The organism is Achromobacter agilis, from assembly GCF_900496965.1.
Classification (GTDB): domain Bacteria; phylum Pseudomonadota; class Gammaproteobacteria; order Burkholderiales; family Burkholderiaceae_B; genus Achromobacter; species Achromobacter agilis.
On record NZ_UFQB01000013.1, the window covers coordinates 1 to 23,603 of the forward strand.

Here is a 23,603-nt window from a genome sequence, read left to right on the forward strand (position 1 = left end):
GGCTTCCCCTGCGCCAGGCTCGGTAACGACGTCCAGGTCCGGCGCCGCGGTCCACGCGTCGAGCTGCGCGCGGCGCAGCGCGGCGCGACGGGCGGCGGCCAGGGGCGCGAGCCTGCCATCGGCCAGGGCGAAGAGCTCGGCGGCGGTAAGGTGGAAGACGTCGTCGGCCGCGGGCAAACCGTCGGGGCCGGCATGGCGTTCGCCCACGGCGAGCGCGCTCCGGCGTGCCGCCGCGAGGTACGCGACCAGCACGCTGCGGGCGGCTTCGCGCTGCCTGCCTTCAAGGCGCGAGGCGGTCAGCAGCTTGGCGGCCAGCGGCCGCTGCCAGAACGGCAGGGTGGCGCGCACCCGTTGCCAGGCCGCGCGCGCGGCGCTTTCCTGCCGGGCGCGCAGCGCGCCCGCGTCGGCGCCGATCAGGTTCAGGATGCTGTCCAGCAAATAGGCGGGCGCCTCGCGCCAGCGCGGATTGCGGAGATAGGTTTCATAGACGGCGCGATGGCCATAGCGGGCCAGGAAATCCGCGAACGCCTGTTTGAAGGGGCTGCCCTCGGGCAGCGCGGTCCGCCAGGAGGCGCTGTCGCGTTGCGGGCTGCGCAGCCACGCTTGCGCCGGAGCGTCGGTTTCGGCGGTTTTGGCCAGGGCCATCAGCGCATAGCTCTGTTGCGCGGTTACGCTGGGTTCGCCGCCCGCCATCAGCGCGGCGGTCAGCGCGTGGCCCTCGCCTGGGCAGGCTTTTTCGATCAGTTCCAGAAGCTTGGACAGCGCGCCGCCGCCCGAGCCTTGCAGGAAGAACAATTCGTCCGCGGCCAGTACGGTCAGGAATTGCTCGCGCAATCGGGCGCCCAGCCCGGCGTCGGAGCCGGGCAGCGGTTCTTCCAGCCAGGCTTGCGCGCGCGCCAGCAGCCGCGGCAGGTCGGCTGCGGCGTGCCGGCGCAATGGCGCGGCGCGGCGCAGGTAGCGCACGAGGCGCACGCCATGCCGCAAGCGCTGCATAAGCGTAAGCGGCGGCACCGCGATGTCGGGCTGAGGGCCGCCCAGCAGCGCGTTCATGGCATGCGGCGGCACGCCCAGCGCGTCGTAGCCGACCCATTGGATGACGGAGGCGTCCAGGTAGACGCGGCCATGGATCAGCGCTGCCAGCCGCACGCCGGGCAGCGTGGCGTAGCCGCTGAGTTCGAACCCGCAGGTCAGCATGCGCTGGGCCATGACGCGCCCGGTGTCCCATTCCAGCGCGGACATGGCTTGCGGCAGGACTTCGCGGGTGTTGCCGCGGGACCAGTAGGAAGGCTGCGGCCGCAACGCGGGATAGGTATGGCGCGCCATCGCGGTGATGGGGCGCGCCTGCAAAACCCAGAACCGCGCGCCGTCCCACGCCCATTCGATGTCGTGGCCGCCGCCGGCGTAGTCCAGCGCCCGGGCCGCGTCGCGGGCGATGTCGCCCAGCGCTTCGGCCTGGCTGTCTGTGAGCACGGCCTGCGCGGCGCGCCCGGAAGGGGTGTCGGCCAGGCGGGTGCCCTGGCCCATCTGGGCGGGCAGGCTGGCGCGGCGCTTGGCGCCGATGTGCCGCTGGACCAGCGGCCATGCCTGGCGCAGATAGTCTTCGCGCAGGCGGTATTCGTCCCCGTCCGCCTGTCCGCCGACTAGCGACTCGCCCAGGCCCCAGTTGGCGTGGATGAGCATGTCGTCGTGGCGGCCGGAGACGGGGTCGGCCGTGAAGACGATGCCGGACGAAACGGCGGGGATCAGCGGCATCACCACCACGGCCATGCCGGCGCCGGCGTCCAGGCCCAGCCGCTGGCGGTAGGCCTGGGCCTGCGGCGTCCATTGCGAATCCCAGATCTGCCTGACGGCGTCGACCGCCGCCTGCGCGCCAAGCACGTTCAGGCAGGACAGGTGGATGCCCGCGAAGGACGCGCCGGCGGAATCCTCTTGCGGCGCGGAGGACCGCAGCGCCAGCGGACGCGCCAGCCAGCCGCGCTCGCGCAACGCCTTCTGCAACGCATCGGCAACGTCGGCCGGCACGTCCTGGCCTGCCTGCCGGCTAAGGCTGGCGCGGGCTGACAGCACGATGCCGTCCGGCACGGGCACGCCCAGCTGCGCCATGCGGGCCAACTGCCAGCCCTTGCCGCCCGCGTCCGCGGGGCCGGCCAGGGCGGCCGCGGCCCAGTCCATCACGATGGCCGTCATGCCGCGTCTCCGGAAGCGGCGCCGTGCAGGAAAAGGCTGATCGCCGCGTCGAATTCCGCCCGGAGGGCGGCGCCGGGCCGGTCCAGCCAGCGCAGCATCGCGCCCAGGTAGAGGAATTGCAATTGGTGGGCCAGCAGTTCCGCGGGCAGGTCCGCGCGCAACTGGCTGGCGGACTGGGCGTCGGCGATCAGCGACGTGAACAGCTCCTGCATGCCGCTGCGCGGGTTGCGGCCGCCGTCCTGCCCGTCGGGCTGCAGGGTGGCCAGGCGGTAGCGCAGGTAGGGACCCAGATAGGCCCGGTGGGATTCGGACCAGTGCGCCGACGCATGCAGGATCCGCGTCAGCCGCTGCGCGAAGGAGGGGAGTTTCCGCAGCGCGGGTCCGAGTTCCGCAAGAGATGCGGCGAGCTCGCCGTGGAAACGGTGCGCGAGCAGGGCTTCCTTGACCGGAAAGTGGTTGTACAGCGTGCCCTTGGCGACGTCCGCCTGGGCGGCGATCTGTTCCATGGTGACGGCGTCGTACCCGAGCGTCTCGAACAGGCGGTAGGCGGTCTGCGCCAGGTGGTCCAGCGTCTGCTGGCGCTTGCGCTCGCGGCGTCCGGCGTCTGGCGCGGGAGCCGCGGGCAAGGAGGGATCGGGACGGAGCATGGCGGTCCAATAATTAGACGACGAATAATATTGTACGACGTCTAATTATTTTCGGAAGCCACGGGCCCCGAAACAGCTTGCGGGATCAGGCGGTAGCGGGCATTTCTCCGTGCAGCAGGTAATCCAGCAGCTCGCGCACCGAGCGCATGGCGTTGCCGAACGGCAGCTTGGACGCGCCGCGGAAGAACAGGCCGCGGCTGACTTCGCCGCGCATGGCCGCAGCCAGCTTCAGGTCGATGCAGAATTGCCCGAAGCGCGAGATGCCGTCGCGCAGCCCGCATTGCGTCAGGCAGTCCATGCGCTGGCTGCAGCGCCGCGCGTCGCAGCGCGTATTGGCCTGCAGCGTCTTTTCCTGGCGCAGGTAACGCGTCAGCCAGGGCGTCGGCACGGCACGGGCGGGCAGGCCGGCCACGCTGGTGAATTCCGTGAGATGGTCGGGATCGGCATCGATCAGCACACGCTTGAAGTTCTCGTGCGCGTCGCCTTCCTGGGTGACGGCGAAGGCGGTTCCTACCTGCACGCCGTCGGCGCCGTGGCCCAGCCAGTGGCGCACCTGTTCGTGGCTGCCCACGCCGCCGGCCACGATGAGCCGCGGCGTGTCTTTGCCCAGCTGCAATTCTTCGAACAGCTTGTGGCAGTCGGCCAGCACGCGCTTGAAGTCGAAGCGCTCATTGTGGATGTCATCCAGGCGCGCGGCGCCCAGGTGGCCGCCGGCGTGGCCGGGATGTTCGATCACGACGGCGTCGGCCAGCCGGCCTTTCTTCATCCATTTCTTCAGCACCGCGGCCACGCCGCGCGCCTCCGACAGGATGGGCACGAGCGCGACCTTGGGGAAGTCGGCGGTCATCTCGGGCAAGTCCAGCGGCAGGCCGGCGCCCATCACGATGGCCTGGGCGCCGCTTTCGCACGCCTGGCGCACCAGGGCGGGGTGGTCGCGCACGGCTTTCATGACGTTCACGGCGATCAGACCGCGGCCCTGGGCCGTGTCGAGGGCCGCGCGCACTTCGCGGTGCAGCGCTTCCAGGTTGGCGCTGTCTATCAGTTCGCGGTCATGGCACCGTTCGGTCTTTTCGAGCAAATCGGGGTGGTGATGGCGCAAATCGACGCTGGCAATGGTGCCCACGGCGTTCTGGCTGGCAACCGCGCCGGCCAGGCGGTGGGCGGATACGCCGACGCCCATGCCGCCCTGGACGATGGGCAGCAATTCGCGTCCGGCGAGGGTGAGTGATTTGAACCACGTCATATCGAGTCTTTCCTCAGGTCAAGTGGACAGAGGCTAGAGCAAGGACCCGCGCATCGCTTTGCGCGGGATCAAGCGGCGTGGCAATGGCGGGGGCCGGTCAGCCGACGTGGCCCGTAAGCCGGCGCGCGGCCTGCAGCACGGGCGCCAGGTGGTCGGCGTTGTAGCGATGCGCGGGAGCGGTCAGTGTCACCGCGGCCGCAATGTCGCCGGACAGGAGGAAAACGGGGGCGGAGATGCCCGCCACTTCGCTCAGCCGGTCGCCCGTCGCGGCGAAATAGCCGTCTTTGCGTATCCGCGCGTACAGCGCCTGATCGGGGCCGGGCGCGTGGCCCAGGATGGCGTCGAACGCCGTCAGGATGCGCCCTCCGCTGCCGCGTTCCAGCGGCAGCAGATCCCCGGCGCGGATATGGTCGCGCACCGGATGCGGGGAATCGACGCGGTACAGGCACAGGCGGGCGTCGCCCTGGCGCACGTGGTAGGCCGCGCTTTCGCCAGTGGCCGCCACCAGGTCGCGCAGCACGGGCATGACCACCTGTTCCAGCGAAAACGATGCCGAATAGATGCTGTGCAGGCGGGCCACTTCGGCGCCCAGCGCGTAGCGTCCGTCGTCCAGGCGGCGGATCCATTGCGCATGCTCCAGTGAGGCCAGCAGGCGCAGCACGGTGCTCTTGTACAGCCGCGTGCGTTCGGCCAGTTCGCCCAGGGAGAGGGTCCCGTCGGCGGGGGTGAACACCGCCATCAGGCTCATCGCCCGGTCGACCGCGGCGACGCCGCCTTCGGCGGCATCGCCATCCGCGACGGATTGGGTGGCGGCTTTACGGGGCATGGGCAGCCTCGGCGGCGCGGCGGAGATCGGTCGGCATATTCCATCCTTTAGAACGACTGGAGGCCATTGTAGGCACAGGCCCGCCCCTGTTCGGCGCCACAGGCGCGGCGCGCGCCCGAAAACCTGCTTGACAGCCCAATCGCGTTCGCTTTTAATTCTATTAGAAAGAATATCATTCTATTAGATAGAATTTTCAAATCAGGCAGGAGACAGAACCGTGGCGCATGACGACTCAGTACAGGCCGACGTCCTGATCAGCGAAGTCGGGCCCCGCGACGGGCTGCAATCGGTGCAGGCCACCATGCCGACCGAGGCCAAGTTCCGCTGGATCGACGCGCTGGTCGCCGCGGGCGTGAGGGAAATCGAAGTGGCTTCGTTCGTGCCGGCGCGGCTGCTGCCGCAAATGGCGGATGCCGCGGAGGTGGTCGCCTATGCCGTGCGCCAGCCCGGCGTGACCGTGATGGCGCTGGTGCCCAATCTGCGGGGCGCCGAGGCGGCGCTGCGCGCCGGGGCCCACAAGCTGACCATGCCGGTTTCCGCCAGCCGCGCCCATTCGCTGGCCAATGTCCGCAAAACACCCGAGGACATGGTGGAGGAAGTCCGCGCCATCGCCCGCCTGCGCGACGAGCTGGCGCCGGCGGTCAAGCTCGAGGCCGGCATCTCGACGGCTTTCGGTTGCACCTTGCAGGGCCTGGTGCCGGAGGACGAGGTCATCCGCCTGGCCGCGATGTGCGTGGCGGCGGGCGCGGACGAGTCAGGCCTGTCCGACACTGTGGGCTACGCCAACCCCTCGCAGGTGCGCCGGCTGTTCCGGCGCCTGCGCAGCGAACTCGGGTCCAGGGCCGGCGCGGCCCACATGCACAACACGCGGGGGCTGGGCCTGGCCAATTGCCTAGCGGCCTGGGACGAGGGGGTGCGCACCTTCGATAGCTCGCTGGGCGGCTTGGGCGGCTGCCCCTATGCGCCGGGCGCCTCGGGCAATGTCGTCACCGAGGACCTGGTGTTCATGTTCGAGGCGATGGGCGTGCGGACCGGGATATCGATGCAAAAAATCATTGCGGCGCGCGCGCCGCTGGCCGCTGGCCTGCCGGGCGAGCCGCTGTACGGCATGACGCCGGATGCGGGCCTGCCCAAGGGCTTTGGGCCGTTCCACTAGCCAAGCCCCTTGCCATTCGCGTTGCCGGCGCGGCCGGGCGGCGTTCCGCCTGCGCCCATGCCGTGGCGTCTCTCCATTTGCCCTTGAAGGTGTCTTGCATGTCCAGCCGTTTCCCGTCCCGCCTTCCGTACGAAGGCATCCGTGTCGTCGAATTCACCCACATGGTGATGGGGCCCACCTGCGGCATGCTGCTGGCGGACCTGGGCGCCGAAGTCATCAAGGTCGAGCCGATAGGGGGCGATTCCACGCGCAGGCTGCTGGGTTCCGGCGCGGGCTTCTTTCCGATGTTCAACCGCAACAAGAAAAGCATCGCGCTGGACCTGAAGCAAGCCGAGGGTATCGAGGCCGCGCGGCGGCTGATCGATTCGGCGGACGTGGTCAGCGAAAACTTCAAGGCTGGCGTGATGGAAAAGCTGGGCCTGGGGTACGCCGCGCTGAAGGCGCGCAATCCCCGCCTGATCTACGTCAGCCACAAGGGCTTCCTGCCCGGGCCTTACGACAACCGGACCGCCCTGGACGAAGTGGTGCAGATGATGGGCGGGCTGGCCTACATGACGGGCCGTCCTGGCGATCCGCTGCGCGCCGGCGCCAGCGTCAACGACATCATGGGCGGGATGTTCGGCGCGCTGGGCGCGATGGCGGCCTTGGCCCAGCGCGAACGGACGGGCGAGGGCATGGAGGTACAGGCTTCGCTGTTCGAGAACAACGTCTTCCTGGTGGGCCAGCACATGATGCAGCACGCCGTGACGGGAAACGCGCCGGCGCCGATGCCCAGCCGCATTTCCGCCTGGGCGGTCTATGACGTCTTCACCGTGAAGGACGGAGAGCAGGTGTTCCTGGCTGTCGTGAGCGACAAGCAATGGGACATCTTCTGCCGCGCGTTCGGGCTGACGGAATGGCTGTCGGACCCGCGCCTGAAGACGAACAACGACCGCGTGCTGGCCCGCGATTGGCTGATGCCGCTGTTGCGGTCGCATCTGGCCGATTACCCGGCGTCCGAACTCGCGGCGCGGTTCGAACGGGAGGGCCTGCCGTTTGCGCCCATCACCCGCCCAGAACAACTTTTCGACGACCCGCACCTGAAGGCCACGGGCGGGCTCGCGCCGGTCACGCTGCCGGACGGCCGGGAAACGCGGGTGCCATTGGCCCCGCTGACCCTGGACGGCGCCCAGCCGCCCATCCGCCTGCAGCCGCCCGCGGTGGGCGAGCACACCGACGAGCTTTTGCGCGCCGCCGGTTATCGCGACGACGAAATCGCGGCCTTGAAGGCAAGGCACATCACACAAGGAGACAAAACCTCATGATTGCTCTATCCCGACGCACCTTCCTGGGCGCGGCCCTTTGCGCGGCCGCGCTGCCGCTGCGGGCGCAGACGGCCGGAAACTATCCCGACGGCCGTCCCATCCGCCTGATCGTTCCCTATACGCCGGGCGGCGGCACGGACTCCGTGGCCCGCGCCATCGCGGCCAAGATCACCAGCGGCGCCGGCTGGTCCGTCGTGGTCGAGAACCGCCCGGGCGCGGGCGGCAATATCGGCCTGGACTACGTCGCGAAGGCCAAGCCCGATGGCCTCATGCTGGGTATGGGGCAGACCTCCAATCTGGCCATCAATCCTGCCTTGATGCCGAAGATGCCTTTCGACGCCAGCACGGATTTTTCCGCCGTGGCCTTGATCGCGTCGCTGCCCGTGGTGCTGGTCGTGAAGGCCAACGCCCGCTGGAACACCTTGGCGGACCTGATCCGCGACGCGCGCGCGGCGCCGGGCTCCATCAAGCAGGCCCTGGCGGGATCGGGCACGGTGGGCCATCTGGCCGGAGAACTGCTGGCGTACCAGGCGAAGTTCCAGGTGCTGAACGTGCCATACCGCGGCGCCGCGCCGGCCTTGAACGACCTGCTGGGTGAAAATACGGACTACATGTTCGCCACGCCCCAGGCCGCGCAGGAAATGCTGAAGGGCAAGGTGCTGCGCCCGCTGGCCGTCACGTCGCGCGCGCGGCTGCCGATCCTGCCCGACGTTCCTACCGTGGCCGAGTCCGGCTTCGACGGCTTCGAGGCGTTGGACTGGAAGGCGCTGGTGGCGCCCGCGGGAACGCCCGGGGAGGTGATCAAGGCGGTCAACGGCGTCGTCGAAAAAGTGCTGGCAGACCCCGCCACGGTGGCCATGTTCACCGCCGAGGGCAGCACGGCGATGGGCGGCACGCCCGAGGCGGCGCAGCAATACATCCTGCACGAACAGAAGAAATGGGCCCGCCTGATCAGCGAGGCCAACATCCAGACCGCCTCTTGAGGCGAAGCGCTGGCACCCCAGAGGAGACAGACCATGACTTCATACTTCACCCCCGGGAGCATCCTGCTCCGCCTGCTGGCCGCCGCCGCGATCGGCACGGCCTGCCTGCCGGCGCAGGCCGCCGGCGAGGCGGCCGCCTGGCCCGACAAACCCGTGCGCCTGGTCGTGCCGTACTCGCCCGGAGGAACGACGGACTACGCCGCGCGGCAGGTCGCGCAAAAGCTGTCCGAGGCGACGGGCAAGACATTCATCGTCGACAACAAGACCGGCGCCTCCGGCACGATCGCCACGCAGGAAGTGGTGCGTTCGGCGCCCGACGGCAGCACCTTCCTGGTGACCGACACCACCTATGCGATGCTGCCCCTGCAATTCGCGAAGCTGCCGTGGGACTACCGGAGCGATCTGGTCCACGTCGGCGAGATCATCGAAACGCCGCTGGTGCTGCTGGTGCCGGAAAAGTCGCCGTTCAAGACGGTGGAGCAACTGGTGTCGTATGCGCGCGCCCATCCCGGCAAGCTCAACTACGGGTCCGGCGGCCAGGCCAGTTCGACGCACCTGGCAGCCGAGATGTTCAGGAGCGTAGCGGGAATTTCGCTGACGCACATTCCGTATCGCGGGGCGGGCGCGGCGCTGGCGGATGTGATGGCCGGCCAGATCGACGTGTTGATCACCGCCGCGCCGACCGCCATTGCGCCGGTGCAGGGCGGCCGCGCGCGGGCGCTTGCCGTCAGCGGCAACGAGCGCCTGGCGACGCTGCCGGACGTGCCGACGTTCGCGCAGGCCGGCCTTCCGTCTTATCAGGTGCTGAACTGGTTCGGGCTGGCCGCGCCCAAGGGCACGCCGCCGGCCATCGTCGAAAAAATGAACCGCCTGGTATCCCAGGTGATGAGCGATCCGGCGATGCGCGACAACATGGCGCGCCAAGGCGCGCAGCACCGGTCGATGGGCGTCGCGGAGTTCGGCGGCTACGTCCAGCAGCAGGTCGTGTTGTGGGCGGACGTGGGCAAGCGCGTCGGCATCAGGCCGGAATAGGGGGGAGTCATGTGGAATCTGGAATTCAGGCCGCCGGCCGTCGTTCCGGCGCGCGTCATCGCCACGCTGCCGGATGAGCTGCGGCGCAGGCAGCGCAGCGCCTGGGGCGACGCCAACAAGGCGGGGGCGATCGTCGATTGCTTCCTGGAAGGGCCGGTGTTCGATGCGTCCGGCGCCTTGTATGTGACGGACATTCCGCATGGACGCATTCTGCGGCTCGACGGCACGGGCGGCTGGCACACGGTGGCCGAGACCGGGGGCTGGCCCAACGGCCTGGCCTTGCACCGCGACGGCAGCCTGTGGGTGGCCGACTACCGGCACGGGATCCTGCGTTGCGATCCCGGCAGCGGCCGGGTGGAAACCGTGCTGGGGCACCGCAACAGCGAGTCCTTCAAAGGCGTGAACGATCTGGTCTTCGACCGCGCGGGGCGTCTCTATTTCACGGACCAGGAGCAGACGGGCCTGCATGACCCGCAGGGGCGCGTCTACCGCTACGACGCCGGCTGCGGCCGCCTCGACCTCCTGCTGGCGAACGCGCCCAGTCCCAACGGCATTGCGCTGGACGCGGAAGAGAGGGTGCTGTTCGTTGCGGTTACGCGGGCCAACCAGGTCTGGCGCGCGCCATTGATGGCGGATGGTTCGGTGAGCAAGATGGGCGCCTTCCGGACCTTCTTCGGCACCAGCGGACCGGATGGCCTGGCCACGACGCAGGATGGCCGCCTGTTGGTGGCCCACGCCAGCCTGGGCGGCGTGTTCGTGCTCAATGCCGGAGGCGAGGTCACGCACTTCCTGAAAAGCCCCATCGAGGCAAGCACCGTGACCAATGTGGCGGTGCGCCCCGGCGGCGGTTCCGTCGTGATGACGGAGTCCGCGACCGGGGCGATCCTGGAGGCGCCGCTGCCGGCCTGAGCCTCCTACGCCAGCAGCTTGACGATGGCGGGCACCGAGAGCACGGCGGTGTAGTAGCCCATGAACTGGACGCCGGTGTTGAAGCCGAACAGGCGCGACAACAGCCCGCCGAACAGGCCCATGGTCAGGATCACGAGCAGGCCGAGGAACTGGCCTTCCCAGACGCTGATCACGATGATCAGGCCTACGAACGTGGCGATGATGGCTTCGTGGCTGACCTTGCGCGACACGAACAGGGCGGCGCGGCGCGCGAAGTTCATGGCGAAGGGGTAGGACACCACCGCCGCCAGCAGCACCGCCAGCATGCCGTAGCCCAGGAACTCCCAATGGCTCAGCAGGTTGTGCAGGTTGTGCGTCTGGCCGGTCGCGGCGTCCACCGTGAAGCGCGGCGGCGCGTTGAACAGCGGCGCGGCCGGGCCGGCGGCCACCGGGCTCAACGGCAGGCCGAAGGCGATCAGGGGAATGAGCGCCTCGGCGATGTAGGTGGCCTCGGTGACGCCGTTGCGCGCGCTCAGCACGGTGGTCAGGCGGTGATAGGCGTGCTTGATGCGCGAGCCGACCAGTTCGCCCAGCACCACGGTCATGGCCACCGGGCTGAACACGAAGGTTGCGCTGGAGACCGCGGCGGTGGCCAGCGTCCAGCGCGTCTGCGTGCGGTCCATGACCTTCAGGGGATTGGGAAAGTATCCCGACCAGCCCTTGACGTCGGGCGCCAGCGAGAAGGTGCGGACCTTGTCCCGCATCATCCGCGTGCGCCCCTGCGGCGAGACCACCGTGAACAGGTCCGCGATCAGCGGCCCGATGGCGATGCCCAGGAAGTAGCTGATGCTCAGCTTTACCCCATACTTGGCGGTCAGGCTTTGCAGCGCGATGATGACCACGACGAACGGCACCAGCAGCGCCACCGCGGCCCAGCGTCCGGCCGAGAAGTAGGCGATCAGCACCGCCGCGGCCAGGAAGATCCAGGGCGCGGACTTGGTGATGGCCGCGCCGAACGGCGCCAGCAGCACCGCGAACAGCACGGCCAGCGGGACCGCGACGAAGGCGGCGACGATGGCGCCGGACACCATCTTGCGCAACGCGATATGCGGCACGCCCAGCTTACGCAGCATGTTCGCGTCCTGCAGCAGCGGCGTGGCGAGGGTGTCGCCGGGGATGCCCAGCAAGGCCGTGGGTACGGCATGGGTCATGTGCTTGGCCACCGCGCCGGCTAGGAAAAAGGTGAAGACGCCCGCGGGCGGCACCCCCAGCAGCACCACCAGCAGGGTCAGCGGCGCCAGCGTGGTGGTTTCATCGGTGCCGGAGACCAGGCCGATGGCGGCGAACACCACCGCGCCCAGCAGGCCCATCGCGGCCGCCACCATGATTTGTTCGAGAAGGATAGGGTCGCTCATGCCAGGGCCTCCTTGCCTGCGGCTTGCGGGGAGGGCGCGCGCGCGGACGGATGGGACGGCTGGGCCGCGGATTCGGCGAACAGGTCGTACAGGTCCAGTTCCTTCAATTCACGGACCACCGGTTCCGGCAGATCGGCAAGCGTGCCCAGGCCGCCGGGTTGCTCGGCCAGTTCGGCCAATACTTCGGCGCGCCAGGCTGGGTCGTGGGTGGATCTGTGTTCGACGACTTCGCGCTTGGGCGGGAACAGGCGGGCGCAGATGACGCCTGCCACCACGCAGCCCGCCAGCCCGGCCAGCATGGCATAGGCGTGGGCCAGTTCGGGGGATGCAACGATGCCGCGCAGCCAGCGGCTGGCGGCATAGAAGCCCGCCACGCTGACGCCGATGCCGATGCCGATGGCCCAGGCGAGATGGCGCAGGTCCACCGTGTCGCTCCAGACCTCCGCCAGGCGCGTCGACGGCGCCGGGGTGTTCGGGTTCATGTCTCTCTCCTCTGTGATCGGGCGGCGTCCGGCGAATCCGGGCGCCGCCTCGGTTTTTGTGCGGCCAGGGCGGCCAGGTCCTTATCGCGGATTGCGCAGTTCCTCCAGCAATGCCAGCGCGCGGTCGGTGCGGACGTCCTGCTCCGCGGCCATGCGTTTGGCGATGGCGTCGATCTCGGCGCCGGTCGCGCCCGCCACCAATGCGATGTTGCGGGCGTGCAGCGCCATGTGGCCGCGCTGGATGCCTTCGGTGGCCAGCGCGCGCAGCGCGCCCAGGTTCTGGGCCAGGCCGACGGCTACGGCGACTTCGCCCAGTTCCTGCGCCGAGCGCACGGCCATGATCTTCAGCGCCAGCCGGGCCAGCGGATGGGTCTTGGTGGCGCCGCCCACCAGGCCCACGGGCATGGGCATCTCGATGGAGCCGACCAGCGCGCCCGAGGCGTCTTTTTCCCAGTGCGTGAGCGAGGTGTAGCGGCCCGAGCGGCTGGCGTAGGCGTGCGCGCCGGCCTCCACGGCGCGCCAATCGTTGCCGGTGGCGACGATGACGGGGTCGATGCCGTTCATGATGCCCTTGTTGTGGGTCGCGGCGCGGTAGGGATCGATGGCGGCGAAAGTATAGGCGTCCAGCACGCCTTCGATGATGTCGGCGCCGCTACGGTCCTTGGTGTCGAGCGTCTGCGGCGTCAGGCGCACGCGCGCGCGGGCCAGCCGCAGGTCCGCCAGGTTGGACAGGATGCGCAGGCGCACCGACCCGCCCACGATCTCTTCGACCAACGGCGCCACGGCTTCGGCCATGGTGTTGACGGTGTTGGCGCCCATCGCGTCGCGCACGTCCACGATCAGGTGCATCACGATCATGGGGCCGCGCGGCGTTTCGGGGAAGACGTGCACTTCGATGTCCTGGCAGCCGCCGCCCAGCTCGATCAGCACCTTGTCGCGGCCGTTGGCCAGCGCGATGATGCGTTCGCGCTCGCGCAGCAGGGCGAGCCGCGCGCCGTGCGGATCGGTCAGGCCCAGCACCTGCACCTGCGCGCGCATCAAGGGACGGGTGCTGGACGTTTCGAAGCCGCCGCATTCGCGCGCCAGCTTGGCCATATAGGACGCCGCAGCGACCACGGACGGTTCTTCGACCGCCATCGGCACCAGCACGTCGCGGCCGTTCACCTGGAAGTTGCCGGCCACGCCCAGCGGCAGCTCGAACGAACCGATGACGTTCTCGATCATGCCGTCCGCGCGGTCCAGGCCGAGCGCGCCCGGAGCGGCCAGCAGTTGGCGCTCCTCGGGGGTGAACGCGGCGGCGTCCGCGATCGCGGACAGGCGCTGGGCAGGGGTGAGGGAACGGAAGTTGGGCAGGCGTGAATCGGCCACGATGGCGTGTCTCCATATCAGAATCAAGTGGCCAGATTCTAGGTAAACTGTACCGCCATTGAGAGGTACAGTTTAGGCAAACAGTACCATTGCACTGCACCAATTTCGACGGTGCCCAGCAGGAATCCCGCATGGATGAAGCAAGTCTTCCGGGCAGGCCGCAACGCGCCGCACCGATCGCCGAAAGCCTGGCCAGGCTGATCGGCCAGCAGATCGCCGACGGCGTCTACCGCGCGGGCGACAAGCTGCCGTCCCTGCGAGAACTGGCGCAGCTGCACCGGTACGCGAAGAACACGGTGGTGGTGGCGTTTGAAATGCTCGTCGCGCAGGGGCTGGTGGAGCCGCGGCGGGGATCCGGCTTCTTTGTGCTGGAGACGGGCAAGTCCCGTGCGGCGGCGGACGAGGAGCCCGGGCAACTCAGCCGCGCCATGGATATCGTGTGGTTGATGCGCGAGCAGCTCAAGACCCAGCCGGACGCGGTCGCGGTCGGCGACGGATTCCCGCCGGTGGAATGGCTGGCCGACATGCGCATGGACCGCTACCACCAGAAGGTCGTGCGCACGGGCCTGGGGGCCTTGTTCCGCTACGGCAGCCGCTTCGGCTATGCGCCGCTGCGGGAAAGCCTGGTGCGCAAGCTGGGCGACGTGGGGATCAATGCGGCGCCGCCGCAACTGGTGCTGACGCATGGCGCGAACGAGGCCATGGACCTGGTGATCCGCTATTTCGTGCCGCCGGGCGCCTCGGTGCTCGTGGACAACCCCGGCTACTACCCGCTGTTCGGCAAGCTGAAGCTGGCCGGGGCGCGCATGCTGGGCGTGCCGCGTTTGTCCGACGGGCCGGACGTCGCCGCGCTGGAAGCGCTGCTGCAAAAGGAAAAGCCGCGCCTGTTCTTCACGCAGTCGCTGGCGCACAACCCCACGGGTTCGGATATTTCGCCCGCCAAGGCCTACAAAGTGCTGCAACTGGCGGAGCGCCATAACCTGACGGTGGTCGAGAACGACCCGCTGGCCGATTTCAAGCCCATGTCCGCGGTGCGCCTGTCGGCGCTGGACCAGCTGGAACGCACCATTTACATCGGCAGTTTCTCGAAATCATTTTCCGCGGCCTTACGGGTGGGCTTCATCGCGTGCAACGCCGCGTTGGCGAGCGATCTTGCCGACCTCAAGGCGCTGGTGCACGTCAGCAGTTCCGAATACTGCGAACGCATGGTGGACGTGATGCTGCGCGAGGGCCATTACGAGCGGCACCTGGTCAGGCTGCGCCAGCGGCTGGAAGCCGCCACCGGCCAGGCGCTGCAGGTGCTGGATTCGCTGGGCGCCGAGGTATTCGCCCGCCCGACCAGTTCCCTGTACCTGTGGTCGGCGTTTCCCGGCGTGGACGATTCCCTGGCGCTGGCCGCCGAGCTCATGCCCGAGAAGGTCATCATGGCGCCCGGGCGCGTGTTCAATGTGGACCCGACGGCGGTATCGCCTTGGTCGCGGTGCAATGTCGGGGCCGTCGGATCGCCTCGGTTCCACGCGACGCTGCAGCGGCGCCTGGCTCAGCGATAGTCGAACTCCTGGAACCATTGCCGCATCAGGGCTTCGGCCTGCGCGCTCAGGTTGCGCACCGGCGGCGAGTCGGGCGAGCGGCGCGCGCCTTGCACGGCGAAGCGGCGCACGCCGCGGCGGGCGAGTTCGCGCGCCAGGGCTAGCAGCCGGGTTTCGTCCAGCCAGTCGGGATGCCAGGTGATGCGGCATTCGAAGTCGCGGCCCGCCGACAGCAACTGGGCCAGGCAGGCCTGCGCGGGGCGCTCGGAGTCGCGGCGGCCGGTAATGTCGTCATAGCCCTGGGAGTCGGCCTTGATGTCCAGGCCGACCCAGTCCAGGTGGCGCATGATGTCGGCCAGCCGCAGGGGATAGATGCCGGCGGTATGCAGGCCGACCCGGTACCCCATGCGCCTGACGTCGCGGATCATTTGCGGCAGGCGCGGCTCGCTCAGCGGCTCGCCGCCGGAGAACACGACTGCGTCGAGCAGGCCCTTGCGGGTTTCCAGGAAGGCGCGCATTTCGCGCCAGTCGTAGCGGGCGGCGCGGGTCTGCAGTTCGGTATTGTGGCAGTAGTGGCAGCGCCAGGGGCAGCCCGAGATGAAAACGACGGCAGCCAGCTGGCCCGGCCAGTCCACGGTGGAAAAGGGCACCAGCCCGCCGACCGCGTGCGCGTGCCGGGGCAAGGGCTGGACGACCGGCTGCGGCGGGGCCGGATAGGCGGGCCTGGCGGCGAGCCGGCGCGCGGCCGGTCCGGCCCCCGGCCCGCAGGCCGGGCCGGATTGCGCCCCCTCAGGCGCGGCGTTCGACGAAGAAGCGGCGTTCATTGAATTCGCCTTGTTTGCCGGTGTTGAAGGACGCAACGGGGCGGTGGTAGCCCATTACGCGGGTCCAGATCTCGCAGCGCACGCGCTGGCTGTCGTCCAGCCTCGGGGCGGAAGCGGCGGCGACGTCGGGAGCGGTCAAGGTTTGCATGGAGGTTCCTTTTGAGAGGGGCCGGGCGGATGCCTGGCCGGGGCCGGCACTAGGCCGGGGTGCAGCATGCCGATTGCCTGGCGAGCAGCTCGGCATCGCATTTGGGGCAGAACTCGTGACGTCCCGCCAGATAGCCGTGGTTGGGGCAGATGGAGAACGTGGGCGTGATGGTGATGTACGGCAGCCGGAAGTTCGACAGCGCGCGGCGCACCAGCGCCTTGCATGCGCCGGCGGACGACACTGCCTCGTTCATGTACAGGTGCAGCACGGTGCCGCCGGTGTATTTGCCCTGCAGCGCTTCCTGCAGTTCCAGCGCGTGGAACGGATCGTCGGTATGGCCCACCGGCAACTGGCTGGAGTTGGTGTAGTAGGGTTGCGATTCGCTGCCGGCCTGCAGGATGGCGGGATAGCGTTTCCTGTCCTCGCGGGCGAAGCGGTAGGTGGTGCCCTCGGCGGGCGTGGCTTCGAGGTTGTACAGATGGCCGGTCTGCTCCTGGAATTCGGTCATGCGGGCGCGCACCCGGTCGAGCAGCCTTATCGCCATGGCGTGGCCCGCGGCCGTGGTGATGTCCTCGGCGTCGTCCGTGAAGTTGCGGATCATTTCGTTGATGCCGTTCACGCCCAGGGTGCTGAAGTGGTTGCGCAGGGTGCCCAGGTAGCGGCGGGTATAGGGATACAGCCCTTGGTCGATGTAGCGCTGCACGACCTTGCGCTTCGTTTCCAGCACGTCGCGGCCCAGTTCCAGCAAGCGGTCCAGCTGTTGCATCAGCCTGGCTTCGTCGCCCCGGCAGGTGTAGCCCAGGCGCGCGCAGTTCACGGTCACCACGCCCACCGAGCCGGTCTGTTCGGCCGATCCGAACAGGCCGTTGCCGCGCTTGAGCAGCTCGCGCAGGTCCAGCTGCAGGCGGCAGCACATGGAACGCACCATGTGCGGCTCCAGGTCCGAGTTCAGGAAGTTCTGGAAGTAGGGCAGGCCGTAGCGCGCCGTCATCTCGAACAGGCGTTCGGTATTGGGATGGTCCCAGTCGAAATCGGGCGTGATGTTGTAGGTGGGAATGGGGAAGGTGAACACGCGGCCCTTGGCGTCGCCGGCCATCATGACTTCGATGTAGGCGCGGTTGATCATGTCCATCTCGGCCTGGAGATCGCCATAGGCGAATGGCATTTCCTCGCCGCCCACGTAGGGGATCTGTTCCTTGAGATCAGCCGGGCAGGTCCAGTCGAAGGTCAGGTTGGTAAAGGGCGTCTGCGTGCCCCAGCGGCTGGGCACGTTCAGGTTGTAGATGAGTTCCTGCATGGCCTGCTTCACGTCGGCATACGTCATGGCGTCGCGGCGGATGAAAGGCGCCATGTAGGTGTCGAAGGAACTGAAGGCCTGTGCGCCGGCCCATTCGTTCTGCAGCGTGCCCAGGAAGTTGACGATCTGGCCGATGGCCGCCGACATGTGCCGCGGCGGCGTGGCTTCGACCTTGCCGGGAATGCCGTTGAAGCCCTCGGTCAGCAGCTGGCGCAGCGACCAGCCGGCGCAATAGCCGCTCAGCATGTCCAGATCGTGGATGTGGATGTCGCCTTCGCGATGGGCGTGCCCGGCCTCGGGCGCGAAGACGTTCGACAGCCAGTAGTTAGCGGTGACCTTGCCGGCCACGTTCAGGATCAGGCCGCCCAGGCTGTAGCCCTGGTTGGCGTTGGCGTTGACGCGCCAGTCGCGCTGCTCCAGGTACTCCTCCATGGCGCTTTCCACGTCCACCAGCGTGTGGCGCAGGGAACGCAGCCGGGCGTGCTGTTCACGGTAGACGATGTAGGCGCGCGCGGTGCGCCAGTAGCCGGCCTGGACGAGGATTTCCTCGACGCGGTTCTGGATGGTTTCGACGCCGGGGCACGGGTTGCCCGCCAGCGCGGCGATGACGGCTTCGGTCAGCGCCTGCGCGCCCGCCTGGTCCAGTTCCCCGGTGCTCTGGCCGGCCGCCGCGATGGCTTGGGCGATCTTGTCGCGGTCGAACGCCGCGACTCGGCCGTCGCGCTTGAGAATGTGCTGGATATGCATGGCTGACACCATATGTAGTAGGGTGTGAAAACTCTACCACCACATATGGTGCGAACGGCGCGCCTGGCGTGCGAGATATCGGCCTGGCTTGATGCGCGTCAAACGCGGGACCCAGGCTTGTGCAAGGCCCTTTCCCGCCTGAGCGGGGCTTAGAACCCGATGCTGACGCCGGCCAGCGATATCGCCACGGCCAGCGCGGCGGTGCGCGCCGCCGGACGGGGCGCCCAGGACAGCATTCCGACCCACAGCAGCGCGCCCGCGGACAGCCAGCCCAGCCACGCCACCACGCCCACCGTATTGCCCCACAGGCCGACGCAGGGCAGCAGGGCCAGCGCCAGCAGGAGTACGCCGGCGCCGCGCAACACGCGGGTGTGGCCCGCGGACGGGTCGCGGCCCCAGACCTGGTCGTAATGGCGCGGCATGGCCAGGCTCAGGCAGGCCATGCCGGAATACGTCAGCAGCAAGGCCATGGAAATGGCGTACAGATCGTTGGTGTTCATGCCGCTGCCTCTTCGTTCGCGCGGGATTTGCGCAGGGAGGGCGCCGTGGCGGGCCGCCTCCACAAACGAAGGGCCGCCCAGCCCGATAGTACGCCGAAAGCGATGGCGCTCAGTTCGACGCCCGCGCTTTCCCAGTCGCCGCGCGCGATCTGCGCGTAGGGGTGGTCGCCCAGGGTGGCGAACGACAGCAGCGGCAGCAGCAGGCACAGCGCCGACAACAGGCCGAGCTGCACGATCCAGGCGTGACGGGGGCGGCAGAGCCAGGCGTGGCCCAGGGTCAGCGCCCAGACCAGGAAGAAGCAGCGCAGTTCCCATGCGGCGCGGTTTTCCAGAGCGACGGGAAGCAGGCGGTTGGCCCAGAGGTAGCCGATGCAGGCAATGGCCAGCCCGGCCAGCGCGGCCACGTTCAGCCCTTCGATCAGCCGGTAGACCCGCGCCGTGGCGGCGCCGAACTCGTTGCCGTGCTTGCCGCGGCGCTTGACCATGAACAGCACCGCGCCGGTGCCCATCATGGCCGCGCCGGCCAGCCCGCAGATGAAATACAGCCACTGGACGGCCAGGCCGCCGAATTTCGCCATGTGCAGGTCGCCCATGACCTGGCGCGTCAGAGAGGGCGCGCCGCCCAGGACGTCGCCCGCGGGGCGCAGGCGCAGCAGTTCCCCGTCCGCGGAGAACTCCGCCATGCCGGTGGTGGCGCTGATGCTGCGCAATGTGTCCGCGTCGTCGTTCCAGCCGTAGACGCCGATGCGCATGGCGCTGTCTTCCGGGTCGCGGATGACGATGGCGCGGGCGGTCTGGCCGATGAGCCGCTCGGCGTGCGCCACGATGGGTTCGAGCGCCGGCACGGCCTGCGCGATACCGCTGCGCGGGCGGCTTTCCTCGCCTTCCAGTTCGGCCAGGTACTGGCGCACCGCCTGCGGGCCGGCGCCGTAGTTCGCCGCGATGGGGGCGGGCATGAACGTGGCGCTGGAGATCACGATACCGGTGTAGGCGATCATGAACTGGAAGGGCAGGGTCAGCACCGCGGCGGTATTGTGTCCGTCCAGCCAGGAGCGCTGGCCCTTGCTGGAGCGGAAGGTGAAGAAGTCTTTGAAGATGCGCTTGTGCGTCACCACGCCGGAAATCAGCGCGACCAGCATCGCCATGCTGGCGAAGGCGACGATCCACAGGCCCAGGCCGGCGTCGTGCAGGGTGTAGTGGAAGTCGACGAAATGCGAGCCCCCCAGGGTGGCCCGGCCTGCGGCCTCGTGGTGGTCTTCCAGTTCGGCGCCCGTGATGGGGTCCAGCTCGGCATCGGCGTACATGCCGTTCTTGTCGAACCAGTAGGCCGTGAGCCCGTTGCCGTGATAGCGGTCCACAGGCCAGATTTCCCACATGCCTGCGCCGGCGTGGTTGCGCGACATGTAATCCACGGCCAGGCCGAAGCGCCGCGCCCGGTCCACCGGCGCGCTTTCCTGCTGCGCCGCCAGGGCTTCCGCTTCCTGGTGCTCGGGCGTCATCCAATGCGTGATGGGTTCGGAGAAAACGGCCAGCGAACCCGTCAGGAAGACGGCGAACAGCAGCCAGGAGAACCACAGGCCGACCCACGTGTGGAGCCAGGCCATGGACAGGCGGAAACCGGATTTCAGAGCGAGCCTCTTTCCTGTGATGCCGCCTCGGGCCGGGCGGCCTGATTTTTATTGAGAATGGTTCCAATTCTAGTCTAAACGGGGCCAGTGTGAGTGCGGCGCCGGCCTTTGTACTTTCTGCACGCGGGGCGCTCAAGCCGGCCGCCGCAAGACGGTTTCGCCGTAGGCGATTCGCCCTGCGGCCGGGCCGGGAACGGGGGTTGCTGGGCACGCGTTCCAACCCGCAAGGCCGCCGGTTCGCGGCGGCGGTGTCGCGACATGACCCACACAGAGGAGCGCCCAATGAAACGCAAAGCCGGAAATGCCCCCCAGATCGAGGAACTGCTATATCAGGCTCTGGAGACGGAAATAGGGGGATTGAATGTGTACGAGACCGCAGTGTCCTGCGCGGTCAACGAGGACCTGAAGAAGGAATGGCTGGAATACCTGGAGGAAACCCGCACGCACCGCCGCGTGTTGCTGACCGTGTTCGAACAACTGGGTCTGGACCCGGAGCGCCAGCCGCCGGGGCGCGAAGTGGTGCGCCATATCGGCGAGTCGCTGGTCAAGGCGATGAAAATGGCGGTCGCCGCGGGCGATCCGGATGCCGCCCAGTTGGTTGCGGCGGAGTGCGTGGTGCTGGCCGAGACGAAGGACCATGCGAACTGGACGCTGATAGGCGTGATCGCCGACCAGCAGGGCGGCGTGGAGGCCAAGGTGCTCAAGCAGGCCTATGACGCGGTCGTCACCGACGAGGAGCACCATCTTTATCACACGAAGGGCTGGTCGCGGGAACTGTGGATCGAGGCCCTGGGCTTCCCCGCCGTGCTGCCGCCTCCCGAAGAGGTCAAGCAGGTGGAGTCGGCGATCGGCGCGTCGCGCGCCGAGCAAGCGCGCGACAAGATGCTCGGCCACTAGGAGATCCGTCATGCCCAGCAAGAAATCCGCAGGAAAGCCTGCCTCGGCTTCCGCCGTCGAGACCGCCTACCTGAATACCGATAGCGGACCGGGGTCGGGGCCGGCGGGCGCGGCGCGGCGTCCAGCCTCGAAGCGAGCCGCGTCCGTGGACGCCACGGCCAGCGCCATCCCGCACAACACCGGCAAGGCGGTGGAGTATGGCGCGGAAGCCGCCCGCTGTCCCTATGCCGGCACCGCGGCGCGGGCGCCGGACTCCTCCGCCGGGGCCAGCACCCTCTCCGAGGGCGAGGCGTCCGGGAAGACCAACGGCCCGGCAGCGCCGGGCGTGAATGCCGCCGGCGGCCGGCTGGAGCGCGTCCGCGCGGACGCCACCGGCCAGGCCCTGACCACGAACCAGGGCGTGCGAGTCAGCGACAACCAGCACTCGCTCAAGGCCGGCTTGCGCGGACCGGCCTTGCTGAAGGACTTCGTCCTGCGAGAGAAGATCACCCACTTCGACCACGAACGCATTCCGGAGCGTATCGTGCACGCCCGCGGTTCCGCGGCGCACGGCTATTTCGAATGCCTCCGGCCGCTCACCGACCTGACCATGGCGGCGCCGTTCGCCGAAAAGGGCAAGCGCACGCCCGTCTTCGTGCGCTTCTCCACGGTGGCCGGAGAGCGGGGCTCCAAGGACACCGCGCGCGACGTTCGCGGCTTCGCCGTGAAGTTCTATACCGAAGAGGGCAATTGGGATCTGGTCGGCAACAACATGCCGGTGTTCTTCATACAGGACGCGATGAAGTTCCCGGACCTCGTGCACGCCGTGAAGCCGGAGCCCCATCACGGCATGCCGCAGGCCGCGTCGGCGCACGACACGTTCTGGGACTTCGTGTCGCTGATGCCGGAATCCACCCACATGCTCATGTGGCTCATGTCGGATCGCGCCATTCCGCGCAGTTTCAGAATGATGCAGGGGTTCGGCGTGCATACGTTCCGCTTCGTCAACGCCGCCGGCGAATCCCGGTTGGTGAAGTTCCACTGGAACCCGGTGCTGGGCACGCATTCCCAGGTGTGGGACGAGGCGGTCAAGGTCTCCGGGGCCGATCCCGACTTCCATCGGCGCGATCTCTGGGAAGCCATCGACGCGGGCAACGGCCCGCAATGGGAACTGGGCGTGCAGGTCTTCACCGAGGAAGAGGCGGAGCGGTTCAGTTTCGACGTGCTGGACGCCACCAAGATCGTGCCGGAGGAGCTGGCGCCGGTGGTGCCCGTCGGCAGGCTGGTGCTGGACCGCAATCCCGACAATTTCTTCGCCGAGACGGAGCAGGTCGCCTTCTGTGCGGCACATGTGATTCCCGGCCTGGATTTCACCAACGACCCCTTGCTGGCCGGGCGCATCCATTCCTACGTGGACACGCAGATATCGCGGCTGGGCGGCCCGAATTTCCACGAGATTCCGATCAACGCGCCGCTGGCTTCCGTGCAGAACAACCAGCGCGACGGCATGCATCGCCAGGCCATTCATCGCGGCCGGGTGGCGTACGAACCCAACTCGTTGGCGGGAGGCTGTCCGTTCCAGGCCGGCATGGACGGTTTTGTGTCCTTTCCGGAGCCGGTCGCGGGCGACGAGCTGCGCGGACATCCAGAGAAATTCGCCGAACACTACAACCAGGCCACGCTGTTCTATGCCAGCCAGACCGATTGGGAACGGCGCCACATCGCCAGCGCCTTCGCCTTTGAACTGAGCAAGGTGACCGTTCTCGCGGTGCGGCGGCGCATGGTCGCGTCCTTGCGCAATGTGGCCGACGAACTGGCGCGGGACGTGGCGGACGGCTTGGGCATGGATCTGCCGGATCCTATGCCGCGCGCCATCGCCGACCCGCCCAGGCCGGAGGTGGATGTTTCTCCCGCCTTGTCCCTGACGGCAAGGCCCGGCGACGGCAGTGTCGCCACGCGCAAGATCGCCATCCTGGTGGCGGAGGGCGTGGACGCCAAGGCCGTGTCGGCCATTGCCGATGCGTTGATCGGCGCGGGCGTGGTCGTCAGGCTGGTGGGCCAGCGGATCGGCCCCGTGGCGGCGGAAGGCGGCCGGATGGTGGACGCCGACGCATCCCTGGACAACCAGCCGTCGGCGTTGTTCGACGGGGCGGTGGCGCCCGGAGGCGGGCCGGCCGCCGAGCGCCTGCGCGCCGACGGGCGGGCGCTGGAGTTCCTGCGCGACGCCTATCGCCACGGCAAGACGCTGATGGGCATGGGCGAAGGCAAGCAGCTGTTCGCCGCGGCCGGCATCCCGCCGGACGAGGCCGACGGCGGCCTTTTGCTGGTCGACGGGGAGCCAGGCAACAGCGCGCCCATGTTCCTGGAGGCGCTGGCCCGGCATCGCCATCCCGAACGCGAGACCAGCCCGCCCGCGGTGTAGGCCGGTTTGCCCATCTGCGCATATTGACAACGCGGGCCCGCCCCTCAATACTTGCTCGGGCAAGTCGGGGCGAGCGCGCGTGGCGCTTGCCGTCCTCAACC

Annotated in this window: 20 protein-coding genes; 8 read left to right on the forward strand and 12 right to left on the reverse strand. The window is 68.5% G+C overall.

Features of this window, described 5'->3' with window-relative positions; translation table 11 throughout:
• The 4 genes from AGI3411_RS16075 to AGI3411_RS16090 all read right to left on the reverse strand — a co-directional run.
• Positions 1-2,187 (reverse strand): PEP/pyruvate-binding domain-containing protein (locus AGI3411_RS16075; RefSeq protein ID WP_129528373.1); only part of this gene is annotated, 2,187 nt, incomplete at its 3' end.
• Positions 2,184-2,834: a TetR/AcrR family transcriptional regulator gene (locus AGI3411_RS16080; protein WP_208748114.1), complete on the reverse strand. Its 651-nt coding sequence runs from the start codon at positions 2,832-2,834 to the stop codon at positions 2,184-2,186. The genes AGI3411_RS16075 and AGI3411_RS16080, both read right to left, overlap by 4 nt.
• Positions 2,835-2,919: 85 nt before the next feature.
• On the reverse strand, positions 2,920-4,077 hold the full coding sequence (locus tag AGI3411_RS16085) for an NAD(P)H-dependent flavin oxidoreductase (protein ID WP_129528374.1): 1,158 nt from the start codon (positions 4,075-4,077) through the stop codon (positions 2,920-2,922).
• Between the two features lie 97 nt (positions 4,078-4,174).
• The gene (locus tag AGI3411_RS16090; protein WP_129528375.1) at positions 4,175-4,903 is read right to left on the reverse strand and encodes an IclR family transcriptional regulator; all 729 of its coding nucleotides are present in this window, start codon (positions 4,901-4,903) and stop codon (positions 4,175-4,177) included.
• 217 nt (positions 4,904-5,120) lie between these two features.
• On the opposite strand from AGI3411_RS16090, the gene AGI3411_RS16095 reads away from it, so the two are divergent.
• From AGI3411_RS16095 to AGI3411_RS16115, 5 genes are all read left to right on the forward strand, one after another.
• Positions 5,121-6,059: a hydroxymethylglutaryl-CoA lyase gene (locus AGI3411_RS16095; RefSeq protein WP_129528376.1), complete on the forward strand. Its 939-nt coding sequence runs from the start codon at positions 5,121-5,123 to the stop codon at positions 6,057-6,059.
• 98 nt (positions 6,060-6,157) lie between these two features.
• On the forward strand, positions 6,158-7,363 hold the full coding sequence (locus tag AGI3411_RS16100) for a CaiB/BaiF CoA transferase family protein (protein WP_129528377.1): 1,206 nt from the start codon (positions 6,158-6,160) through the stop codon (positions 7,361-7,363).
• The gene (locus tag AGI3411_RS16105) at positions 7,360-8,346 is read left to right on the forward strand and encodes a Bug family tripartite tricarboxylate transporter substrate binding protein (RefSeq protein WP_129528378.1); all 987 of its coding nucleotides are present in this window, start codon (positions 7,360-7,362) and stop codon (positions 8,344-8,346) included. The genes AGI3411_RS16100 and AGI3411_RS16105 overlap by 4 nt, the downstream gene beginning before the upstream one ends.
• 33 nt (positions 8,347-8,379) lie before the next feature.
• The gene (locus AGI3411_RS16110; RefSeq protein WP_129528379.1) at positions 8,380-9,378 is read left to right on the forward strand and encodes a Bug family tripartite tricarboxylate transporter substrate binding protein; all 999 of its coding nucleotides are present in this window, start codon (positions 8,380-8,382) and stop codon (positions 9,376-9,378) included.
• Between the two features lie 9 nt (positions 9,379-9,387).
• A complete protein-coding gene (locus AGI3411_RS16115; protein WP_129528380.1) occupies positions 9,388-10,287 on the forward strand; it encodes an SMP-30/gluconolactonase/LRE family protein in 900 nt (299 codons plus the stop codon).
• Between the two features lie 5 nt (positions 10,288-10,292).
• Here the strand turns inward: AGI3411_RS16115 and AGI3411_RS16120 are convergent, their stop codons facing one another.
• From AGI3411_RS16120 to AGI3411_RS16130, 3 genes are all read right to left on the reverse strand, one after another.
• A complete protein-coding gene (locus tag AGI3411_RS16120; RefSeq protein ID WP_129528381.1) occupies positions 10,293-11,681 on the reverse strand; it encodes a tripartite tricarboxylate transporter permease in 1,389 nt (462 codons plus the stop codon).
• Complete coding sequence (locus AGI3411_RS16125) at positions 11,678-12,163, reverse strand: hypothetical protein (protein ID WP_129528382.1); 486 nt, start codon at positions 12,161-12,163, stop codon at positions 11,678-11,680. The genes AGI3411_RS16120 and AGI3411_RS16125 overlap by 4 nt, the downstream gene beginning before the upstream one ends.
• An 81-nt stretch (positions 12,164-12,244) precedes the next feature.
• Positions 12,245-13,534, reverse strand: coding sequence for a hydroxymethylglutaryl-CoA reductase, degradative (locus AGI3411_RS16130; protein WP_129528517.1), 1,290 nt, complete (start codon positions 13,532-13,534; stop codon positions 12,245-12,247).
• A gap of 128 nt (positions 13,535-13,662) precedes the next feature.
• On the opposite strand from AGI3411_RS16130, the gene AGI3411_RS16135 reads away from it, so the two are divergent.
• Entirely contained in the window at positions 13,663-15,081 is a 1,419-nt protein-coding gene (locus AGI3411_RS16135; RefSeq protein WP_129528383.1) for an aminotransferase-like domain-containing protein, read from the forward strand.
• Here AGI3411_RS16135 and AGI3411_RS16140 read toward each other — a convergent pair.
• The 5 genes from AGI3411_RS16140 to AGI3411_RS16160 form a co-directional block, all read right to left on the reverse strand.
• Positions 15,072-15,884 (reverse strand): anaerobic ribonucleoside-triphosphate reductase activating protein, encoded by an 813-nt coding sequence (locus tag AGI3411_RS16140; RefSeq protein ID WP_129528384.1) that lies wholly within the window; start codon positions 15,882-15,884, stop codon positions 15,072-15,074. The genes AGI3411_RS16135 and AGI3411_RS16140 overlap by 10 nt on opposite strands.
• Positions 15,850-16,032, reverse strand: a complete 183-nt coding sequence (gene nrdD, locus AGI3411_RS16145; protein WP_129528385.1) for an anaerobic ribonucleoside-triphosphate reductase — start codon at positions 16,030-16,032, stop codon at positions 15,850-15,852. Before nrdD ends, AGI3411_RS16140 begins: the two co-directional genes overlap by 35 nt.
• A gap of 49 nt (positions 16,033-16,081) precedes the next feature.
• Entirely contained in the window at positions 16,082-18,076 is a 1,995-nt protein-coding gene (locus AGI3411_RS16150; RefSeq protein WP_129528386.1) for a ribonucleoside triphosphate reductase, read from the reverse strand.
• Between the two features lie 149 nt (positions 18,077-18,225).
• Positions 18,226-18,576: a DUF3325 domain-containing protein gene (locus tag AGI3411_RS16155; RefSeq protein WP_129528387.1), complete on the reverse strand. Its 351-nt coding sequence runs from the start codon at positions 18,574-18,576 to the stop codon at positions 18,226-18,228.
• The gene (locus AGI3411_RS16160) at positions 18,573-20,180 is read right to left on the reverse strand and encodes a PepSY-associated TM helix domain-containing protein (RefSeq protein WP_129528388.1); all 1,608 of its coding nucleotides are present in this window, start codon (positions 20,178-20,180) and stop codon (positions 18,573-18,575) included. Before AGI3411_RS16160 ends, AGI3411_RS16155 begins: the two co-directional genes overlap by 4 nt.
• A gap of 306 nt (positions 20,181-20,486) precedes the next feature.
• Between AGI3411_RS16160 and AGI3411_RS16165 the strand changes: the two genes are divergently transcribed.
• On the forward strand, positions 20,487-21,101 hold the full coding sequence (locus AGI3411_RS16165; protein ID WP_129528389.1) for a ferritin-like domain-containing protein: 615 nt from the start codon (positions 20,487-20,489) through the stop codon (positions 21,099-21,101).
• Between the two features lie 10 nt (positions 21,102-21,111).
• Positions 21,112-23,502 (forward strand): catalase, encoded by a 2,391-nt coding sequence (locus tag AGI3411_RS16170; protein WP_129528390.1) that lies wholly within the window; start codon positions 21,112-21,114, stop codon positions 23,500-23,502.
• The last annotated feature ends 101 nt before the right edge of the window (positions 23,503-23,603 follow it).

Coding starts and splice junctions, on each gene's coding strand:
- AGI3411_RS16080 (WP_208748114.1), bottom strand. CDS start 2,834: ATGCTCCGTCCCGATCCCTCCTTGCCCGCGGCTCCCGCGCCAGACGCC.
- AGI3411_RS16085 (WP_129528374.1), bottom strand. CDS start 4,077: ATGACGTGGTTCAAATCACTCACCCTCGCCGGACGCGAATTGCTGCCC.
- AGI3411_RS16090 (WP_129528375.1), bottom strand. CDS start 4,903: ATGCCCCGTAAAGCCGCCACCCAATCCGTCGCGGATGGCGATGCCGCC.
- AGI3411_RS16100 (WP_129528377.1), top strand. CDS start 6,158: ATGTCCAGCCGTTTCCCGTCCCGCCTTCCGTACGAAGGCATCCGTGTC.
- AGI3411_RS16105 (WP_129528378.1), top strand. CDS start 7,360: ATGATTGCTCTATCCCGACGCACCTTCCTGGGCGCGGCCCTTTGCGCG.
- AGI3411_RS16110 (WP_129528379.1), top strand. CDS start 8,380: ATGACTTCATACTTCACCCCCGGGAGCATCCTGCTCCGCCTGCTGGCC.
- AGI3411_RS16115 (WP_129528380.1), top strand. CDS start 9,388: ATGTGGAATCTGGAATTCAGGCCGCCGGCCGTCGTTCCGGCGCGCGTC.
- AGI3411_RS16120 (WP_129528381.1), bottom strand. CDS start 11,681: ATGAGCGACCCTATCCTTCTCGAACAAATCATGGTGGCGGCCGCGATG.
- AGI3411_RS16125 (WP_129528382.1), bottom strand. CDS start 12,163: ATGAACCCGAACACCCCGGCGCCGTCGACGCGCCTGGCGGAGGTCTGG.
- AGI3411_RS16135 (WP_129528383.1), top strand. CDS start 13,663: ATGGATGAAGCAAGTCTTCCGGGCAGGCCGCAACGCGCCGCACCGATC.
- AGI3411_RS16140 (WP_129528384.1), bottom strand. CDS start 15,884: ATGAACGCCGCTTCTTCGTCGAACGCCGCGCCTGAGGGGGCGCAATCC.
- nrdD (WP_129528385.1), bottom strand. CDS start 16,032: ATGCAAACCTTGACCGCTCCCGACGTCGCCGCCGCTTCCGCCCCGAGG.
- AGI3411_RS16150 (WP_129528386.1), bottom strand. CDS start 18,076: ATGCATATCCAGCACATTCTCAAGCGCGACGGCCGAGTCGCGGCGTTC.
- AGI3411_RS16155 (WP_129528387.1), bottom strand. CDS start 18,576: ATGAACACCAACGATCTGTACGCCATTTCCATGGCCTTGCTGCTGACG.
- AGI3411_RS16160 (WP_129528388.1), bottom strand. CDS start 20,180: ATGGCCTGGCTCCACACGTGGGTCGGCCTGTGGTTCTCCTGGCTGCTG.
- AGI3411_RS16165 (WP_129528389.1), top strand. CDS start 20,487: ATGAAACGCAAAGCCGGAAATGCCCCCCAGATCGAGGAACTGCTATAT.
- AGI3411_RS16170 (WP_129528390.1), top strand. CDS start 21,112: ATGCCCAGCAAGAAATCCGCAGGAAAGCCTGCCTCGGCTTCCGCCGTC.